This is a genomic window from Arcticibacterium sp. SM2516, assembly GCF_057914865.1.
The window spans coordinates 1785635-1805603 of record NZ_CP195290.1 but is presented as its reverse complement, the minus strand read 5'-3'; the positions used below and the strand labels follow the sequence as shown (position 1 = coordinate 1805603).

Sequence of the window (19969 nt, the reverse complement as noted above, 5' to 3'; positions counted from 1 at the left end):
CTTTAACCTGGTTTATGCATTGGAGAATTGTAATGAGTTTTAAAGTGTAATAAATCAGACATTTAAACAAGATTAGCATAGCGTTTACCCTGAACTTATGTCGAAGGGCTCTGGTGGTTGAGTTTAAATGGGTTTACGAAATGATTTGAAGCAATTTAGTTACGGTCTCGATAGCTAGCGGGAGATTTCCTAATGCATAAAGCGGGTTTAAGGTCTAAGTGAAATTAATTATTTCATGAAAGGTCTTTTTTTATGCTAAAAAATAAATATTTTCTATGAGAAATTTCCTAATTATCACTGCATTTTATCTGATTTGTTTAACGGTACAGGCTCAAATACAATCCTATTCAAATACCCCCATCGATGGCTCCATTACCATTACACCAGATGGATTGAAATCTAAGAAAAGTGGAAATGACTCCGATTCGAGCAATGTAGCTCTTGGTCCAAATACTTTGGCAAATACAGTATCAAGCCCTTATAATGGTATTCTTAATACAGCTGTTGGTTCGTCATCCTTACAAAACAATACTACCGGATCTCGTAATACAGCAGTTGGAAGTACCTCTCTTTTGCATAACACTTATGGTTCCAGAAACTCAGCATTTGGTGTGTATGCATTGGGCGATAACACCACAGGAAGTAATAACACTGCTTTGGGTTCTGGAGCTATGTATTATAACACTGTAGGCGAAGGGAATGTAGCAGTCGGTGTTGATGCTTTAGAGGGTAATATTGATGGAGTTTATAACACGGTAATTGGCACGGCAGCTTTAATAACAAACAGTTCTGGGAGTAATAATATAGCCATAGGCCTACTGGCATTAGAAAATAATATTTCAGGTCATGGAAATGTAGCCACGGGTTCAGTGGCTCTTAGTCAAAATATTAGCGGAGGCTATAACACAGCCATTGGAGACAGTGCATTATTTAATAACAGTATTGGAAATAATAATGTAGCGAGTGGACGTAATGCTCTATATACTAACATAAAAGGAAGTAACCATACGGCAATAGGTAATCAAGCAGATGTCACTTCTGGTTTCCTATCTAATACCATCGCCATAGGATTTGACGCAAAGGTTAATTTTAGCAATAAAATAAGAATGGGCAACACCTCCATTTCAGCAGCCGAAACACAGGTGGCTTGGAGTATCACTTCAGACAAAAGATGGAAAGAGGAAGTGAAACCTCTTCCACTGGGCTTAAACTTTATAAATGAGCTCAAGCCCGTGAGCTACCATCGCAAAAACAACGAATATCAGGATGTTGAGTTTGGCCTAATTGCTCAAGAACTGGAAGTGACTCTTCTAAAATATGGCTTCTCAGAGGAAGAAATAGGCTTGCTAAATAAGGGTCCCGATGGTTACTATTCCGTTAGATATAATGACCTTTTCGCTCCGCTCATCAAAGCTTTGCAAGAGCAGCAAAGCATGATCAGTAAACAGAAGGAAGAATTATCGCATTATAAAGTTGCACTTGGAGCCATATTAATGCGTGTTGAAAACTTGGAACAAAATGAAAGTGCAAGCTTAAAATAAAACATGTTCAAGTTCCGCTGCTTTTTATTGAAATACACTCCCCAGTGTCTAGCATAAGGTCTTTGTACTTCATATGTCGATTAAGACTATCAAATGCTCATTCAGAAATTATTGGAACGGTGAAAAGTATTTTACCTTTTACGCATCTTGCTGAAGAGATAAAAAATAACCCCGAGGGCAATAAATACAAGTAGAATACCGAACTGCATTCCGGTTTTAAAAATACCTCCAATAATTTCACAACCCGTTAAAAGAGTCATAAGAGGCAATAGAAGGGCTAATAATTGGGCTGAATTCTTCATGAGTATATTTGATTAAATTAAATGTATAAAATTTAATTTATCCTAAAAAAGAATATTCCACGTTGGATTGGAAGTCAAACAAGCCTATGAATATCAAGAATTTGAGGTATAGTATGTTTGTGATTGTAGACTGTGTAATTTATTCCTCGGCGACTATAGGTCAAAATCCACGATAGAATCAGAAATTGTTAGGAAACGACTCAAAAAGATTCAAAGTGGGTAAGCTTTGACAATTTAGCCGGTTGATTACATATAAGATTATTAATAAAATCACTTCATGGTTGGTCCGCAGGCCCGTGTGCTAAGTTTTTTTTACCCTTAGAAATCCTTTAAACAAACAATATCTTCATCTCCAGAAGGAGTCTTATACATTGCAACTCTTTCAGGATTTGCGAAAAATCTCACGCAAGGTGTATCAAACTCGTTACTGGTTAAACTATCCTCTAGAAACTTTAAAATTAAGTCATTGAAGTAATCCTTAGCAAAGAAAACGTAAACGTCTTGTTTTTTTTCTTTCAACATACTTAAAAGTAAACTGCTGCATTCTTTCTCCGGAAGAATATGGATTTCATTACTTAGTCCAGGAATGATTTCTAACACTTGTTTTTTATAGACTTCAAGTTCATTGGTGTTTGTTGCTTCTGAAGACTTTATAATATGATGGTTAACCTGCAAAAATTAAATTGTAAAAAGTTCGCATATCTCCGTATCAGGTATAAATAATCGATATGCTCTTTATCTAAAAGGATTGCAAACCGATTGTCTATGCTTTGAGTTCGCTTAGGAGGAACCACAATAACATCTTCTCCAACTTGCGTATAAATAGATTTAATAAAACCACCTAATCCTTTTCTTTGGCTTTTCCCTTTCAAACCTAGTTCCACGTAAATATATCTGTCCGAATTTAAGTGCTCTAAAAGTTTATCCTTTTCATTGGCTTTAAAAACAAAAAAAGGGATGTGTCCATTATGGTCCTCGTGGTGTTTTAAACTTTCCCGTAATTCCTCAATTTTTTGCAGGGATTCTTCTTCATTATCTTCTATCTGATGAATAATATCCACGCCCAAATTATAATTCCAAATACTAAAAAGTAAACTTTCTAAAGCCGTTGTGGCGTTGGGTGAGAAATCCGTACAGAAGGCAATTCTATGTTCTTGATTCATTCCGAAAAAGATGGTTAAAGCCCCAAATAGACAAACATTTTCCGAAGGTATTTTAAAAACATAAAATTGTTTTTCTTTTGTCACAATTTTAGCTGCTAGTTTGAATTAGCAATGTTTTGCTCTCCTATTATATCAGTTTTCTTTTGGCTTAATTTTTTACTATAATAATCAGATTATAAAAACTTTGCTTTTTTTATAGAGTTCTAGATTTAAATAAACACCGCTAACATTTAACATTTGTATTCTGTTTTCTAAGACTATAAAATCAATAAAAGTGATATCAAATTGTTGCAATGGTCTGGAAGTAAAACAAGAGCTGCCATTTGTTGCCAGAAAACACGCCTATTAAGTGCCTCAAGTCTACCTCTTTTTCCTTTGCACGTTTTAGAACACAAACGTACCTTTATAGTCTCCGATATCGCGTTACCGGATATTCATTTGAAACTAAAATAATGAAAACTTATTGGAAGAAAAAATCACAAGAAGAAATTAAAACGAGGGTATTTGGTGCTTTAGCCCAAAACATCAATTTCAAAGAGGCCAACCTTTTAGGGATGCCTGCCACGCACCTCGATGAAAAAGTCTTTAACCAAGACGCCACATTTCTTAAAGATGCTCCCTTCATAACCAGTTTAGTTCAAAACCCCAATCATATTGGCTGTCATACTTTGGGTAAATCAGAAACGGCCTTTGCGGGCACACATGAAATAGAAAAAGAATTGATAGAAATATGTTCTGTAGATATTCTCCAAGGAGAGCCCCTACAGAATGATGGCTATATAGCCTCAGGTGGGACGGAAGGAAATATTCAAGCCATCTGGATTTATCGTAATTACTTCATGGCGGAAGAAAATGCTGATAGAGACGAAATCTGTATTGTATGCAGTGAAGACAGCCACTATTCCATGTATAAGGCTGGTAACCTTTTAGGGATTCCCGTCTATAAGATACCTGTTGGTGAAAACGACCGTCAGGTTTTAGATGAAGGCTTGAGCAAGGTGCTCCAACAGGCTCAAAAGGATGGAAAGAAATATTTCATCGTAGTATGTAATATGATGACAACCATGTTTGGTTCTGTGGATGAAGTAAATGATTTTGTTAAACCATTAGAGTCTTTAGGTTGTGTTTATAAGCTGCATGTAGATGGAGCTTATGGCGGTTTCTATTATCCTTTTTCGGATGAGAACAGTCAACTGACCTTTAAAAATGAGAAGATTACTTCGTTCTCTTTAGACGCCCATAAGATGGCTCAGGCTCCATATGGAACTGGCGTTTTTATGATTCGTAAAGGATTTATGAAGTACGCGAATACCGAGGAAGCCAGTTATGTAGAAGGAGAAGACTTTACCCTCATAGGTAGTCGTTCTGGAGCAAATGTGATTGCCACTTGGATGATCCTAAGCAGACATGGGCCGTACGGTTGGTCGGAAAAAATATATATCCTTCAAAGAAGAACGCAATGGCTTTGTGAGCATTTAGCCGATTTAGGAATTGAATACTATCGCCATCCCATGTCTAATATTGTGACCATTAAAAATCATTGTATTGACCATGAAGTAGCCAAACGATTCGGTCTGGTACCAGACAGCCATAAAAACCCGAAATGGTGGAAAATTGTAGTGATGGATCATGTTACCATTGAAAAACTCATGCTACTATCTGATGCCATCAAAAATTCTTAAGCAGCATGAGTTTATGGAAGAAAAGGCTCAAGAATTAATTAAAAGAATTTCGTTTGTCTTGTGACATGATGTTTTCAACATTTACAGTGTTTTGCATTTAAGTCACCCGTATTTGAGATCTTGCGGTCTGTATAGCTATGTCTTGTAGGAGGTGCTTGTCTGTTGTTCAAACTGACATTAGCTGCTTAATTCCGGATTATGCGTCAGGAATCGTTATGAGTTTTATAGTGCAATTAATCAGATAATTAAACAAAATTAGCATAGCGTTTACCCTGAGCTTGCCGATGGGAAGCAATTTAGCTACGGTCCCGATAAAATCGGGAGATTGCTTTATGCATAAAGCGGGTTAATATTAGTTTTTTCTTTCAAAGTGACATGGTTGGAGTCGTTAACTGTCACTTGGGGCGAGGCTAAGAACATTATCATTTATTTTCATCGTTTCACCCTCAAAGAATACAGACATTAAGGTTTTCATTAGTTCGAAATAGTACGCTTATTTCTATTAATAATTATTAACATTCTTCTTAAATTATAAGAAGTCTTTTTGGGCTACTTTTGTATTCGGTATTGGCTTTGTATTCCTTATTTATTTGGCGAACTTTGCGGTCAAATGGACTGTTGAGAATTAGTAAAACTGTCAATTACTAAAAATAAGAGAATGACTGAAGAGAACGTAGAAGTTTTGATTTTGGGCTCTGGCCCTGCAGGATATACTGCTGCTATTTATGCTGGAAGAGCTGGTTTGAAGCCTGTTATGTTTCAAGGAGGGCAGCCAGGAGGTCAGCTTACTATTACAAATGATGTAGAAAACTATCCTGGATACCCAGAAGGAGTTCAAGGACCTGCCATGATGGAAGAGTTTAGAGCTCAGGCAGAGCGTTTCGGATTAGACAATAGATATGGTATGGCTACGGCAGTAGATTTTTCTACGCCACTGGCTCATAAGGTTATAATTGATGAAAATAAAGTAATTATTGCTAAGTCTGTCATCATCGCGACGGGTGCTTCTGCCAAATGGCTTGGATTAGAATCTGAGACAAGATTAAATGGAATGGGTGTTTCGGCGTGTGCTGTTTGTGACGGTTTCTTTTATCGTGGACAAGAGGTTGTAGTGGTAGGAGCTGGTGATACTGCGTGCGAAGAAGCTCACTATTTGTCTAAACTTTGTAAAAAAGTGACGATGTTAGTAAGACGTGATGAGTTCAGAGCATCTACTATCATGCAAAACCGTGTTTTAAACACAGCCAATATTGAAGTTTTGTTTAATACATCGACCGTAGAGATTCTAGGAAAAGACGAGGTAGAAGGAGTGAAGGTGGTTAATAATAAAACTAAGGAAGAGTCAGTTATTACTGCTACTGGGTTCTTTGTGGCTATTGGTCATAAGCCAAATACTGATATCTTTAAGGGATGGATTGATTTGGACGAAACGGGCTATATTAACGCAGAAAAAGGTAGTTCAAAAACAAACGTTGAAGGAGTTTTTGCTTCCGGAGATGCTATGGATAAGATTTATCGCCAGGCGGTTACTGCAGCCGGAACGGGATGTATGGCAGCTTTGGATGCCGAAAGATATTTAGCAGGTCACGAATAAAATATGATGTATAGAGTTTTTTTGGTTTTGGTTTTTCTTTTTGCTGTGACATCTACGTATGCCCAGCGAGAGCATGGAAAAGTAATTAAAGCCCCCAAAATTTTCCAAAAGAAACAAGGCGAAGAACCTCCCAAGGTGGAAGAATCTGATGCCACAGAAACTTTTGAGAACGAGGTTGACTTTCAATTTGAAGAAGAACCAAAACTGAGATTCTCAAATTCATTTGAGAAAAAAGAAACAAAATACCAAGCTCCTTCAGACTATCAAGGAAACCAGTCATTTAGTGGTGGCATGGTAGAAATAGAGCCCATAAAAAGACTGAATAAAAACATTCATGAAGACACCAGTTCAATAGACGAAGGTGAACTTATGATTGTGGAAATAGAAGAAGAGGCTCGTTTTCCTGGAACGGATGAAATGGTGAAGATTGCCAGTTATTTCTCCATCTGGGACAATGAATATGTCAACCCTTATGGTATTAATCCAAAGGAGTTTACAGACGTAGTGCAGATTAAGCTGTACGATCTTACCAAAGGGAGATATTGGGCTCCACCATTAGACCACTGTCCGGTTACTTCACATTTTAAATTTAGATGGGGTAGGTGGCACAGGGGAACAGATATTGATTTGGAAACAGGCGATCCCGTTTATGCTGCTTTTGATGGTGTCATCAGGATCTCGTCTTATAAAGGAGCCTTTGGTAGAGCTGTCGTGATTCGTCACTATAATGGTTTAGAGACCGTTTATGGTCACATGTCTAAACTGAATTTCCCTATCAATACTGTAGTGAAAGCGGGTGACGAAATAGGCCGCGGAGGAAATACAGGAAGAAGTTCTGGTTCTCATTTACATTTTGAAACAAGATATGAAGGCACCCCTTTTGATGCTGGAAATATTTTTGATTTTAAAAGAGACGACACGCAGATTAGAATGCAAGAGTTTTTGATGACCTCAAAAATGTATAATTATCTAAGAGGAGGCTCTCCAAGAGTGGCTTTAGGAGATGTGGACGCTTCCCAAGTGGATGAAGAAATGGAGCCTACCATTGATGTGGATGGAGCTGCTGAAGATTTTGCCGACGACTTTGAAGATGAAACCCCAGTAGAAATTGTACAAAAAGTGTGGTACAGAGTAAAGCCGGGTGATAATCTCTCTAAAATAGCAAGAAGCTACGGTACTACCGTGTCTGAGATTTGTAGTCTTAATAAAATTAGCTCCTACAAAAAACTATATGTGGGCGTAAGAATTAGAGTAAAATAAGAATGGCCGTAAAACTGGATATTTTGGTAATGGCGGTGCATCCAGACGATGCAGAGTTAGGATGTAGCGGAACTATCGTCAAGCACATTGCCGCAGGTTATAAAGTCGGAATTGTAGATTTTACAAGAGGCGAACTAGGAACCAGAGGTTCTGCCGAAATAAGAGACCAAGAAGCTGCAGATTCTGCAGTAATTATGGGACTTTCTGCCAGAGAAAACCTACGCTTTAGAGATGGCTTTTTTAAGAATGACGAAGAGCATCAGTTAAAATTGATGCAGGTTATAAGAAAATACCAACCAGAAATAGTATTTGCAAATGCCATTGAAGACAGACATCCAGATCATGGAAGGTCTAGTGCATTGGCTGTAGATGCTTGTTTTTATTCTGGTTTAAGAATGGTGCCTACTTTTAATGAGGACGGCTCGCTGCAAAAAGAGTGGAGACCAAAACATCTTTATCATTATATTCAGGATAAATACATTGAGCCTGATTTTGTGGTAGATATCACCGACTTTTGGGATATTAAGGATAAGGCTATAAGGGCTTTTGGAAGTCAGTTTTACGACCCTAATAGTGCGGATCCTCAAAGCTATATCTCTTCACCAGACTTCTTGGACTTTCTGGAAGCCAGATCTAGAGAGATGGGGCATAAAATAGGCGTCAAATATGGTGAAGGTTTTACCTCTTATAAGACTATCGCTGTTCCAGATATCATGATGCTCGGCTAACTACCAGTATTTACCTTTGTTGGTGGCTATTTTTTTCAATCCCCTTAAAAGAATGAACAGGTGATGATAAAGGGTAGGGAAAAGACCAAAGTGATTTTTTAATACTTTAAATCTATCATGTAACGACTTTTCTAGTTGCTGATTTGAGATACCACCCTCTAAGAACCTTGAAATGGCTTTATCTATAAAAAGCTGTTTTTTGGATGCTTTAAAGCAGTTTATTTCCCAGTCAACATCAGCACTAAGATTTCTTAAAATGTATTTTGGTGCAATGTTTTTATGTACCAATAAAGATTGATGCGACACCAGCATTCCGAATCGGAGATCTTTCCAGCTAATTTCAGGTTTAAGTTTGTGAGGGGTGAGGTCAGACCTTAAACCTCTAATTGTTCCTTGATCATTTACAAAGTAAGAATCACCGTAAATGAGGTCCGTTTGAGGGGTGGTTTTAGAAAATATATGATCCAGCGTATTGTCTTCAGCTATTTCATCCCCAGCGTTGATAAACCATACGAAATCGCCATTTGCTAGAGATAGACCTTTATTCATGGCATCGTATATACCTTTATCTTTTTCAGACTGAAAAATGTCTATAACAGAGGTGTATTGTTTACATATAGCAGGTGTACTGTCTTTAGACGCTCCGTCTACAATGATATACTCAAAATCGAGAAAAGACTGTCTTAAAACGCTTTTAATAGTTCGTTCTAAGACAGCCTCTGCATTATAAGTAACCGTAATGATGGATACTCTAGCCATTACTTATTCACTTCTCTGGGCATCTACTACCGCCAAAGATACCATGTTAACAATCTCTCTTACTGATGCTCCCATTTGCAATATTTTTACAGGTTTTTTTAGTCCCATTATTATCGGTCCTATCTTTTCAATATTGGCAATTTCTTTCACCATATTATAAGCGATGTTTGCAGCAGAAAGGTTAGGAAAAATAAACGTATTGGCACTACCGTTGGCCAAATCGCTAAAAGGATGATTGGTTTTTAGCAGCTCATGGTCGAAGGCCAGGTGAGCTTGCATTTCGCCATCCACTATCCAATCAGGATATTTTTTCTTTAATTCTGCTACCGCAGTTCGCATCCTAATAGGAGCAGGGCCATTTGCTACCGAACCGAAATTAGAATAAGTTAGGAAGGCGATTCTAGGCGTAATATTGAATTTTCTTACTTCTTCTGCCGCCAATTCTGCTATTTCTACCAGTTCTTCCACGGAAGGGTCAAAATTAATCGTGGTATCTGCTAAGAATAATGGACCAAAACGGCTCATTAAAATATACATTCCAGACACTTTCCTTAAACCTGGGCGTTTTCCTATGATTTGAAGAGCAGGTCTAATGGTTTCTGGATAGTTTCTGGTTTGACCACCAATCATAGCATCTGCCGCACCGTTTTTAACCATCATAGCCCCAAAATAACTTCGACGTTTCATGATGCTATGAGCTTCATCATGCGTAAAACCTTTTCTTTTTCTTAGATCGTAAAACTGCTGACCGTATTCATTTAATATTTTAGGATCCGCATTGGTAGGATCTAATATTTCAACACCTCCTAAATCAAGACTATTGTTTTCTATTATTTGGCGAATAGTCTCTTTGTTTCCTAAGAGAATAGGAATGGCTAAACCTTCGTTTACAACTTCTTGAGCAGCCTTTAAAACTGAAAGGTCTTCAGCGTCTGCAAAAACAACACGTTTTGGGTTCTGTTTTGCTTTATTATGAATGATTTTGGTTAAACTGTTATCTTGTCCAAGTCTTTTGGATAGTTGTAGTTCATATTCATCCCAGTCCTTAATGGGGCTTTTAGCTACACCTGAATCCATAGCGGCTTTCGCCACTGCGGGAGCCACAGAGGTTAACAGTCTTGGGTCCACGGGTTTTGGAATAATATAGTCTTTCCCAAAAATCAAGTTGTCTGTTCCGTAGGCTAGATTCACCATTTCAGGTACTTGCTTTTTGGCCAAATCAGCCAATGCATGAACTGCCGCCAGTTTCATGGCCTCGTTAATTTCTTTAGCCCTTACGTCCAGTGCTCCTCTAAATATATAAGGAAAGCCCAATACATTATTAACTTGGTTTGGATAATCTGAACGACCTGTAGCCATGATAATATCTTCTCTTACACTAGTGGCGTCTTCGTAAGTAATTTCTGGGTCTGGGTTTGCCATAGCGAAAACGATACAGTCTTTAGCCATGGTTTTAACCATTTCTTTGCTTAAAACGCCGCCTCTAGAAAGTCCAATAAATACGTCTGCTCCATTTACGGCTTCGCTTAGTGTGGTAGAAGCATCCATATTGTCGTTTACAAAATCGATTTTTTTACCGGTTAGGTTTTCTCTGGAAGGGTGAATAAGGCCTTTACTGTCAAACATAAAGACGTTCTCCTTAGATGCACCTAAAGACATGTATAACTTACTACAAGAAACTGCCGAAGCTCCTGCTCCGTTTACAATAATCTTTACTTTGGAAATATCTTTATTTACAATTTCCAAAGCATTTTTTAATGCTGCTGCTGAAATAATCGCTGTGCCATGTTGGTCGTCATGCATCACAGGAATATCTAATTCTTCTTTTAATCTTTCTTCTATTTCAAAACAGTCCGGAGCAGAAATATCTTCCAGGTTTACACCGCCAAAAGTAGGCTCCATGATTTTAACGGTCCTGATAAACTCTTCTACGTTTGTTGTATTAAGTTCTATATCAAAAACATCAATATCTGCATAAATTTTAAAGAGAAGACCCTTTCCTTCCATGACGGGCTTACTGGCCTCAGGGCCAATATCTCCAAGTCCTAAAACGGCTGTACCATTACTTATAACAGCCACAAGATTTCCCTTGGCAGTATATTTATAGACGTCTTCTTTATTTTCGGCGATGGCCAAACAAGGAACTGCTACTCCTGGAGAGTATGCCAAAGACAAGTCTCTTTGATTTGCATATTCCTTTGTAGGTATTACCTCGATCTTACCAGGTTTCCCTTTAGAATGATATAATAAAGCTTCGTTTTTTAAATTTTGATTTTTGTCCATTTATTATAAGGATGAATTTGGAAGCAAGTTATACATTCAAAGTTTGTCAATACTAAAAGAAGCTAAAAATTGAGTCATTTTGCATAGGATTTGCTTTCTGACCCACCCAGATTTTGACATTAAAACCTAAGTTCTGTGCCTCTGCTTTACAGATTTCTATGGAGCCTTAAGATTTTTGGTTCAAAGACTGAACCTACAAATAAGTCATTTTTGCCATCTTTTTTGAGGTAAAAAGCTCCAACACTACTTCCTGAGAGCGGGTCTCCATTATTAAGATAAAGTTCTTCTTGTAGAAATTTATAATCGGTTTCTGGAAGATAGACTATTTTAAGAATTTGTGAGGGACTTCTATTGGCTTTACTTTTTTTGTGGCTTAGAAATTTCAAAAGTTTCGGGTGTGCCCCTATGATTAAATTACCATCTATGTCCATTTCAATGTTATCCAAACCCGTTGCTGCGAATTTAGAATCCACCATTTTTAGAGGCTCACCTGTTGGACTGTTTTCGTAAATATAGAGCATCCCTTCTGAGGTGCTGGAGACATAAAGATACTTGCCATTTGGAGATACATTGATACCATTGGCGTAGGCCATTTTTTGACTGACTTGATGTGCTTCACCATTTTTATAAAGCACTACATAGCCATTTTTATCTAATAATAAGTCTTTGATTTTACTTTCCAAACCATTTTTCATGCCATGGTCGTTAGTTAAATAAAACGTGGCCGTGTCTATGGCTACCAAGTCGTTTGGACTAATAAACATTTCTGGATGTGAAAACTTTCTTTGATTCAATATACTATCGCCTTCAATCTGGAAGCGATAAACAAAACTGTCGGCTCCTTCATGCGAAATGGCAAACAAATAGTTATTTCCATATTTCTGAAGCAAGGAAATACCATGTGGTCTGAAATCTGGGTTTTTCTCCGAAGCACGTAAAGAAACCAATTCGACGCCTTCGTCATTTGCATTGCAAGTATAAAGTTCACCCGTTTTTAGGGGTTCTCTTCTATCTGAAGCAGAAAAGTAAACTTGACCGTTAGACTGGTCAATGGTGAGGTCTTCCACGCCAGCTGGTGAACTTATTTCTTCCACCCTACCATCAAAATGAGGTTTTATTGTCCTGAAAAAACCGCTTGAATTTAAAATATAAAGAAAACAAAGGCCAACTAAAATAAGTAAGACACAGAAAGACTTTATCGCGGTTTTCATGACATGTTAATTGTTCAGGTTATCTTTAAATATATCTTCGGTTTCGTCTAAATGGCCAAAAGCATAAAGCATTTTGTCTCGGTCAAATTCCTTTTCATTATTGGCTAAGAATATTGTGGCTACACCATTGCCTATAAAATTAGTGATGGCTCTAGCTTCAGACATAAATCTATCTACACCTAAAAGGAGGGCTAATCCTTCTAATGGAATTACTTTTAAGGCCGTTAAGGTAGAGGCCAATACTACAAAACCACTTCCTGTTACACCTGCGGCCCCTTTCGATGTTACCATCAAAATTCCGATCACGGTGAGCATCTGCTCAATAGATAAATGAACATCATAAACTTGGGCTAGAAACAAAGTGGCCATGGATAAGTATATGGTGGTGCCGTCCAAATTAAAAGAATACCCTGCTGGTACAACCAAGCCCACTACGGGCTTAGAACAGCCCATTCTTTCCAGCTTTTCCATGAGAGAAGGTAAGGCGGCTTCGGAAGAAGATGTTCCTAAAACAATCAGTAATTCTTCTCTGATGTATTTCAAAAATCCCCACAAGCTAATTTTATAATATCTTAGAATTTGACCCAGAATCACAAATATAAAAATGGCCATAGTGACATAAACGGAAATCATCAATTTGCCCAAAGGAATGAGGGAATCTAAACCGTATTTTCCGATGGTATAAGCCATTCCACCAAAAGCTCCAATCGGAGCAAAAAGCATAACCCAGTGCAAAGCCTTAAATACCACTTTGGATATTTTAGTTAAGAAATCAGTAATGGGTTTGCTGTTTTTATATTTACTCAAGAAAACGCCAAAGAGAATTGAAAAGAGTAAAACCTGAATGGTTTTATTGTCTTGGAAGAAAGCCATCCAGCTAAACCCTGCTTCCGCCTTATCTGCAAACTGCTGCACATTAGCACCAGTGGTTTCACCTGTTACGCCAGAACCAGGCTCAATGAGATAGGCGACAACGATACCAATAACAAGGGCAAATGTGGTTACTATTTCAAAGTATAATAAGGCTTTCCCACCTACTTTTCCTACTTTTTTTAAGTCTCCCATTCCACTGATTCCCAGAGAAATGGTTAAAAAAATAATGGGTAAAATAAACAGTTTTACTATTTGGATAAATCCGTCGCCGAGTACTTTGGCTTGAATTCCAGAATCAGGTGAAAAGTGACCTAAAAGAGCTCCTGAAGCAATAGCAGTCAATACCCAGAAGGTAAGGTTAGAGAAGAGTTTTTTCATTATTTAAAACTAGAGAATAATATTGTTTTCATGAAGGACTGCCAGAAAAGTACTAAGAGATTTTCATTAAGTAAGGCTATTTACTGTTAAAAGGCTAATTTTGTTATCATAGAATAAAAGAAAATTGTTAGAAGGTAAAAAAATATTATTAGGAGTAACAGGCAGTATATCAGCCTATAAGTCTGCTTTTTTGGTGAGATTACTTACCAAATCTGGGGCGGAAGTTAAAGTGATAATGACGGCTGCCGCCAAAGAATTTATTTCCTCATTAACTTTAAGTACTTTATCTAAAAATCCAGTCCTTACCGATTTTACAGCAGGAAAGGAAGGGGAATGGAATAACCATGTGGAATTGGCCTTATGGGCAGATATCATGGTGGTGGCTCCGGTTTCAGCCAATACCCTAGCAAAATGTGCTCATGGAATTTGTGATAATTTATTAGTGGCTACGTATTTGTCAGCCAAATGCCCTGTAATTTTTGCTCCCGCCATGGATTTGGATATGTATAAACATGGCAGCACACTAAAAAATCTTAAGCTTCTAGCATCTTATGGAAATGCCATAATTGAAGCAGAAAGTGGTGAGCTAGCCAGTGGCTTAGAAGGTCAGGGAAGATTGGCAGAGCCAGAACATATTTATGAGTTTATAGAAAGCCAGTTTGGTTTAGATGAAGCCCTTAAAAACAAAAGGGTTTTAATTACTGCAGGTCCTACACAAGAGGCTATAGACCCTGTGCGGTTTATTAGTAATCATTCTTCTGGAAAAATGGGGTATGCCATTGCTAAAGCCTTCAGAAATGCGGGTGCCATGGTTAATTTGGTTTCTGGGCCCGTAAATATTCCAGTTCCATTGAATATTGAAACTACACAAGTTAAATCTGCCCAACAAATGTATGAGGTTACTAAAGGGCTTTTTGGTGGGGCAGATATCATCATTTATGTGGCCGCTGTAGCAGATTATGCCGCAAAAGAAATATCGGACATTAAGCTTAAGAAAAAAGAAGATGACCTTTCCATAGCCTTAGAAAGAACGCTGGATATCGCAGGAAGTTTGGCTTCGCTCAAAAAGAGCCATCAAGTAACGGTTGGTTTCGCTTTGGAAACCAATGATGCCCTAGAAAATGCCTCAAAAAAACTAGAGAAAAAGAATTTTGACTTTATCGTGCTTAATTCTTTACAAGATAAGGGTGCAGGATTCCGTTATGATACCAATAAAATCAAGGTGGTGCATAGGAATGGGGAGATTAAGGATTTCGAATTGAAATCAAAAGATGCCGTTGCGTTAGATATTTTAAACGAAGTAAAAGCTGTTTTAACTAATATAAGATGTTGAAAAAAATACTCTTTCTTTTTTTAGTCAGTATGTCTTCCATGGCTCAAGAACTTGATGCTAGGGTGGAGATAAACTTTCAACAAATGAAATCTACGGTGCAGTACGATCCGAGCTTGTTTCAAGATATGCAAACGCAGATTCAGCAGTTTATGAATAACACCAGGTGGACTACAGATAATTTCAACATGAACGAGAAGGTGGAATGCAGTCTTATAATCACATTGATGCAGTCTACGACACAGAACTTTTTTAGTGGTAATGCTCAGTTTCAGGTAACTAGACCTATTTATGGTACAGAATATAAGTCGGTTACTTTACAATATGTAGACCAAGAATTCAGCTTTTCTTATCAGCCGACAGAACGTCAAATGGTTTTTAATGAGCAGTCATATACCAGTAATATTACGGCTTTGGCCGCTTATTATAGTCTAATGGCTCTTGCGGTAGATTATGATTCTTTCAGTGAGATGGGGGGCTCTCCTTATATTCAGCGTTTGTATAACTTAGTAACGCTTTCGGCCAATGCAGGATCGGGTTGGTCACAAACTCAGAATTCGAAAAGGAATAGATATTTTCTAGTAGAAAACCTTCAAAATCAACAGTTAAGTCAATACAGAGAAAGCTTTTATAAGTACCACAGATTGGTCTTAGACGATTTTGGCAGAGAACCAGAAAAGGGTAGGGAAGAGGTCTTAAAGCTTTTAGAAATCATTCAAAATATTGTAACACTTAGGCCTAACTCTGTACTTATCAATGCTTTTTTTGATGCAAAAGCATTAGAGTTTGTCAATATATTTTCTGAAGGAAGTAGAGAAAATAAACAAAAGGCATTTTTGTTACTCTCCGGCTTAGACCCAGACAAAACGGAAGTCTATAGAAAGATTATCAATGGGTAAACTTACCTGAAAATATTTCTTCGTAAGGTTTTACTGATTTATTATAATAATAAATCCAGCATTCTTTCTCTTTTTCACTTTCTAAAAGGCTTACCATGTTTCTCTCCCGGAGATATAAAGAATCGTCTAAATTCTCCGGACGAAAGTCTTCGTATTCGTCAAGTTTTGGTAATGAAAGTGTGGGTTCTTGTAGCTGATAAACTTCGCCATAAACAGTTCCGTCTGCTTTGATCAAACCGGGATAAAAATCAATGCGATATAGTTTTCCTTTTACAATGGCTTCGCCTACATATGTGGCGTTTTCTTGAAGAAATCGAGACCATTCATTGGGTTTGCATTTTTTCATCAAAGTACCGTAAACGAATAGGAGAGACATGAAGGTGTTTTTTAACTTGTTAATGCGGTGTTGTACTTTTAGCTCTGATTTGGAGTACCCCGGTCGTCGCTTCGAGTTGCTTTAGTCAGTGAATACGTAAGGGCAAAAGTCCTTTTACCGATATTTCGTCCCTACGGTACTTTTGAGATTAATGAAAGTGAAATTGGGAATTTGAACCAAAGCTCATACGGATGAGCTCTATTGTCAAATATCCAACATCAGCTCACAAGGCTTCCAACTCCGCCTGAACCTTTTTTGTGAGACCAGCTACCACCAAATCATAAGAATCATCCACACTTTCAATAAGCACTTTAGAAGGAACGCCCTCTATCATTAAAAACATGCTCCAATGCTTCTTATTCATGTGAAATGCACCTTGAATACCCGGATGTTCTGCTCTTAATTCGAGGTTTTTTTCGGGGGTGTTTTTTAGACTTATACGTAAATCTAGTTCGTCTAAGGGGCTCAATGCAAATACTTTTCCCATGACTTTAAAAACAAGTGTATCAGGTCCAAAGGGCAACTCTTCTGTCACTCCTTTTTTCGCCAAACAGTATGCTCTGAAAGATTCTAAATCCATGGCAATGATTCGTTTTTAATACCCTCTAAAGAAATAGCGATAAATCAACACGATCACACATACACCGAACATCACAATGGAAATCTTATTGATGCCATGCATCATTTTAAGATTGGTGCTCGTTGGATATTTACCGTCTTTGTCCTTCTTAAAAACGCGTAAGAAATAACCAAACGCCGGTGCTACTTTTAAATAATCTTTAATCTTGCTCATATCTTTTTATGCTGTTAAAGTTTCTTCTATGGTTGACGGTTCCGTCCAGATTCCGTCTTCTTTAATTAATTCTATCAATTCGTCTACGGCATTGTCGGAATGCACAGAACGTTTTACCACAGTTTGACCTCTGTACAAAGAGATTTTATCTTTTCCTATGCCCACATAACCGTAATCGGCATCGGCCATTTCTCCAGGCCCGTTTACGATGCATCCCATAATTCCAATCTTAACACCCTTAAGGTGATCCGTTCTTTTTCTAATCATAGCCGTAGTTTCTTGCAAGTCGAACAAGGTTCTTCCACAAGATGGACAGCTGATATATTCCGTTTTCGTAATTCTTGTTCTGGCGGCTTGTAACACACCAAAAGCGGTGGAGTTGATAAGCTCTGGTTTCCCTCCCTCATAGTTCAATGTGATGCCATCTCCCAAGCCATCTAGCAATAATCCGCCGCAATCTGTAGCAGTATAAAGCTGGAAGTTACTCTCACTGATATTACCGTATTTGGCCTCTAAAACCACGGGTATATCAACGTTAAGATTTAGAAGTGCCACAAAGAATCTTCGCATATCTGCCATAGCATGGGCATTTTGAGAAGAAAGTTGGAGCACTACATTCTTTTTCTCTCGAACATTGTCAAAGAAAGCCTTATTGATAAATGAAGCGTCAACCTTGACCAAATTTAGTTTTGAATGTAATTTTTCTGCCTTTAAATATTCTTCCACTGTCAAACACGGAATCTTATTGTTTTGGTCAGCAGCTGTGAGCCAGAACTCATAATTCAAGATTTCCTTTAAGCCGTTCGGTAACATGAAATTAATCGACTTGTCTCCTGTGAAAATATAATCGGCACCCAGGTCATTCATACCCCACTTGTCGATGGCAGGTAAATAATAATGACCAATACTTTTCAAGGATTCAACAGCATTTACACCTGTTTTTGAGAAATCCGCTATCACTCTTGGGACATTACTGCCGCCAAAGTTTGCCACTTCAATACTCTTTCTTTTAGTATAAGAAAACGGGTCTATTGGATAATTTTCTATAGGTAAAATAGGAGAAGCCTTAGCCGCTCTATTGGCATATCTGTCAATGAGCGATTGAGCCACAGGCGATTCAAACTCTGGGTCTTCGGTAAGCGAAACCCTGACGGTATCACCCAAACCATCTTCCAGAAGTGTCCCTATGCCCATGGCAGACTTTATTCTGCCGTCTTCTCCTTCTCCTGCTTCTGTTACTCCTAAGTGCAGGGGATATGGCTTCAAACCTTCCTCATCCAGTCTGGTAGCAAGCATTCTGTAAGCTTGCACCATCACTTGAGGGTTGGAAGATTTCATGGAAATTACAATATCATAATATCCCTCATCTTCACAAATTCTCAAAAACTCTAAGGCGGACTCCACCATTCCAAGAGGCGTGTCGCCATAGCGGCTCAAAATCCTATCAGAAAGTGAACCGTGATTGGTTCCTATTCGCATGGCAGTACCATGTTCCTTACAGATTTTTACCAAAGGTGTAAATCTTTCACGAATACGTGCGAGCTCATCTTGATAGGTAGCATCGGTATATTCAATATGCTGAAAACGTTTTTTATCAGCATAGTTGCCAGGGTTTACCCTAACCTTTTCTACTATCCTTGCGGCCAGCTCAGCAGCGTTTGGCGTAAAATGTATGTCTGCTACCAGCGGTTGGTTAAAGCCTCTTGCTCGCAGTGCCTTCTTAATGTTTTCCAGATTCTGAGCTTCTTTAACAGACGGAGCTGTTATTCGCACTATTTCGCAGCCCGTTTCTATCATCCTGATACTTTGCTCCACAGAGCCTTCCGTGTCCATGGTATCTATGGTGGTCATAGATTGAACCCGAATTGGGAAGTCAGAACCCAGCATAAGTTCACCAATTTTGACTTGATTGGTCTCGCGTCGCGAGTAGGAAGTTAAGGAATTGCAGTAATCAGTCTTTTGAATGCTCATTCTTTTATTATGATTGCAGATTTACAAATTTACTATTTTATGAATTGACTTTTATTCATAGACGAGATTCTATTTCAGAAAGCTTAATTTTGTGGAAATTTCATCAACGAAACCAATATGGATTCTAGTCAGACAGCTATTTCTTTACCCATCATGGAGTCTTTTTACACCATTCAGGGAGAAGGTGTGCATAATGGCAAAGCCGCTTACTTTATTCGCCTTGGCGGCTGTGATGTGGGCTGCGTCTGGTGTGATGTAAAAGAAAGTTGGGATGCCGAAAAACATCCACTTACTTCTATAGAAACGTTGGTTACTGAGGCTCAAGAGCATCCAGGAAGATTGGTCGTGATTACTGGTGGCGAACCATTGATGTATGACATGCTTCCTTTGACAGAAGCTTTACGTTTGGCGGGTTTTGAAACCAATATTGAAACTTCTGGGGCTTACGAAATGAGTGGTACGTGGGATTGGGTTTGTTTCTCTCCAAAGAAATTTAAAGAACCACATGAAAGTATTTTTCCGGTAGCCCACGAGCTAAAAGCCATCATATTTAATAAATCTGACTTTGCTTTTGCAGAGAAATACGCTGAACTCGTCAATGATGACTGCCAATTATTACTTCAACCAGAATGGGATAAGCAGGAGCAAATGCTGCCTTTAATTATAGACTACGTGAAAGCAAATCCAAAATGGAAAATCAGCTTACAGACCCATAAGTTTATGGATATTCCTTAGTTTTTTCTATGTGTTAATGATTCAATGAGTTAATTTTTTAATGCTCCAATGTGTTAATGATTCAATGCTCCAGTGCTCCAATGAGTTAATG

Annotated in this window: 19 protein-coding genes; 8 read left to right on the top strand and 11 right to left on the bottom strand. The window is 38.1% G+C overall.

Annotation, left to right across the window (positions count from 1 at the left end; translation table 11 throughout):
- Positions 1-275 precede the first annotated feature (275 nt).
- Complete coding sequence (locus ACSBFT_RS07460) at positions 276-1541, top strand: tail fiber domain-containing protein (protein ID WP_489604118.1); 1266 nt, start codon at positions 276-278, stop codon at positions 1539-1541.
- Positions 1542-1672: 131 nt separating this feature from the next.
- Here ACSBFT_RS07460 and ACSBFT_RS07455 read toward each other — a convergent pair whose 3' ends face one another.
- From ACSBFT_RS07455 to ACSBFT_RS07445, 3 genes are all read right to left on the bottom strand, one after another.
- On the bottom strand, positions 1673-1843 hold the full coding sequence (locus tag ACSBFT_RS07455; RefSeq protein ID WP_463044404.1) for a hypothetical protein: 171 nt from the start codon (positions 1841-1843) through the stop codon (positions 1673-1675).
- Positions 1844-2161: 318 nt separating this feature from the next.
- Positions 2162-2518: a hypothetical protein gene (locus tag ACSBFT_RS07450; protein ID WP_489604117.1), complete on the bottom strand. Its 357-nt coding sequence runs from the start codon at positions 2516-2518 to the stop codon at positions 2162-2164.
- Entirely contained in the window at positions 2494-3090 is a 597-nt protein-coding gene (locus ACSBFT_RS07445) for a hypothetical protein (RefSeq protein WP_489604116.1), read from the bottom strand. Before ACSBFT_RS07445 ends, ACSBFT_RS07450 begins: the two co-directional genes overlap by 25 nt.
- A 368-nt stretch (positions 3091-3458) precedes the next feature.
- Here ACSBFT_RS07445 and ACSBFT_RS07440 point away from each other — a divergent pair, with 368 nt between their 5' ends.
- The 4 genes from ACSBFT_RS07440 (at position 3459) to bshB1 (ending at position 8270) form a co-directional block, all read left to right on the top strand.
- A complete protein-coding gene (locus ACSBFT_RS07440; protein WP_489604115.1) occupies positions 3459-4688 on the top strand; it encodes a pyridoxal phosphate-dependent decarboxylase family protein in 1230 nt (409 codons plus the stop codon).
- Positions 4689-5346: 658 nt separating this feature from the next.
- Complete coding sequence (gene trxB / locus ACSBFT_RS07435) at positions 5347-6282, top strand: thioredoxin-disulfide reductase (RefSeq protein ID WP_489604114.1); 936 nt, start codon at positions 5347-5349, stop codon at positions 6280-6282.
- A 3-nt stretch (positions 6283-6285) separates the two neighbouring features.
- On the top strand, positions 6286-7542 hold the full coding sequence (locus ACSBFT_RS07430; RefSeq protein WP_489604113.1) for a peptidoglycan DD-metalloendopeptidase family protein: 1257 nt from the start codon (positions 6286-6288) through the stop codon (positions 7540-7542).
- A gap of 2 nt (positions 7543-7544) precedes the next feature.
- On the top strand, positions 7545-8270 hold the full coding sequence (gene bshB1, locus ACSBFT_RS07425; RefSeq protein ID WP_489604112.1) for a bacillithiol biosynthesis deacetylase BshB1: 726 nt from the start codon (positions 7545-7547) through the stop codon (positions 8268-8270).
- Here the strand turns inward: bshB1 and ACSBFT_RS07420 are convergent, their stop codons facing one another.
- The 4 genes from ACSBFT_RS07420 to dctA form a co-directional block, all read right to left on the bottom strand.
- Positions 8271-9029, bottom strand: a complete 759-nt coding sequence (locus ACSBFT_RS07420; protein WP_489604111.1) for a glycosyltransferase family 2 protein — start codon at positions 9027-9029, stop codon at positions 8271-8273.
- 3 nt (positions 9030-9032) lie between these two features.
- The gene (locus ACSBFT_RS07415; protein ID WP_489604110.1) at positions 9033-11312 is read right to left on the bottom strand and encodes an NADP-dependent malic enzyme; all 2280 of its coding nucleotides are present in this window, start codon (positions 11310-11312) and stop codon (positions 9033-9035) included.
- A 146-nt stretch (positions 11313-11458) separates the two neighbouring features.
- Positions 11459-12523 (bottom strand): SMP-30/gluconolactonase/LRE family protein, encoded by a 1065-nt coding sequence (locus tag ACSBFT_RS07410; protein ID WP_489604109.1) that lies wholly within the window; start codon positions 12521-12523, stop codon positions 11459-11461.
- A 6-nt stretch (positions 12524-12529) separates the two neighbouring features.
- Positions 12530-13774, bottom strand: coding sequence for a C4-dicarboxylate transporter DctA (dctA, locus tag ACSBFT_RS07405; RefSeq protein ID WP_463046216.1), 1245 nt, complete (start codon positions 13772-13774; stop codon positions 12530-12532).
- A 124-nt stretch (positions 13775-13898) separates the two neighbouring features.
- On the opposite strand from dctA, the gene coaBC reads away from it, so the two are divergent.
- Together coaBC and porD are read left to right on the top strand one after the other, a co-directional pair.
- The gene (gene coaBC, locus ACSBFT_RS07400; RefSeq protein ID WP_489604108.1) at positions 13899-15107 is read left to right on the top strand and encodes a bifunctional phosphopantothenoylcysteine decarboxylase/phosphopantothenate--cysteine ligase CoaBC; all 1209 of its coding nucleotides are present in this window, start codon (positions 13899-13901) and stop codon (positions 15105-15107) included.
- The gene (gene porD / locus ACSBFT_RS07395; protein WP_463046214.1) at positions 15101-16003 is read left to right on the top strand and encodes a type IX secretion system protein PorD; all 903 of its coding nucleotides are present in this window, start codon (positions 15101-15103) and stop codon (positions 16001-16003) included. Before coaBC ends, porD begins: the two co-directional genes overlap by 7 nt.
- Here the strand turns inward: porD and ACSBFT_RS07390 are convergent.
- The 4 genes from ACSBFT_RS07390 to ispG form a co-directional block, all read right to left on the bottom strand.
- On the bottom strand, positions 15993-16379 hold the full coding sequence (locus ACSBFT_RS07390; protein WP_489604107.1) for a gamma-glutamylcyclotransferase family protein: 387 nt from the start codon (positions 16377-16379) through the stop codon (positions 15993-15995). The two genes, porD and ACSBFT_RS07390, sit on opposite strands and share 11 nt — an antisense overlap.
- Before the next feature lie 223 nt (positions 16380-16602).
- The gene (locus ACSBFT_RS07385; RefSeq protein ID WP_489604106.1) at positions 16603-16959 is read right to left on the bottom strand and encodes an MmcQ/YjbR family DNA-binding protein; all 357 of its coding nucleotides are present in this window, start codon (positions 16957-16959) and stop codon (positions 16603-16605) included.
- 15 nt (positions 16960-16974) lie between these two features.
- Entirely contained in the window at positions 16975-17172 is a 198-nt protein-coding gene (locus ACSBFT_RS07380; protein WP_463046211.1) for a DUF6728 family protein, read from the bottom strand.
- Positions 17173-17178: 6 nt separating this feature from the next.
- On the bottom strand, positions 17179-19143 hold the full coding sequence (gene ispG, locus ACSBFT_RS07375; protein WP_489604105.1) for a (E)-4-hydroxy-3-methylbut-2-enyl-diphosphate synthase: 1965 nt from the start codon (positions 19141-19143) through the stop codon (positions 17179-17181).
- Positions 19144-19260: 117 nt separating this feature from the next.
- On the opposite strand from ispG, the gene ACSBFT_RS07370 reads away from it, so the two are divergent.
- Complete coding sequence (locus ACSBFT_RS07370; protein ID WP_463046209.1) at positions 19261-19878, top strand: 7-carboxy-7-deazaguanine synthase QueE; 618 nt, start codon at positions 19261-19263, stop codon at positions 19876-19878.
- Positions 19879-19969: the final 91 nt, after the last annotated feature.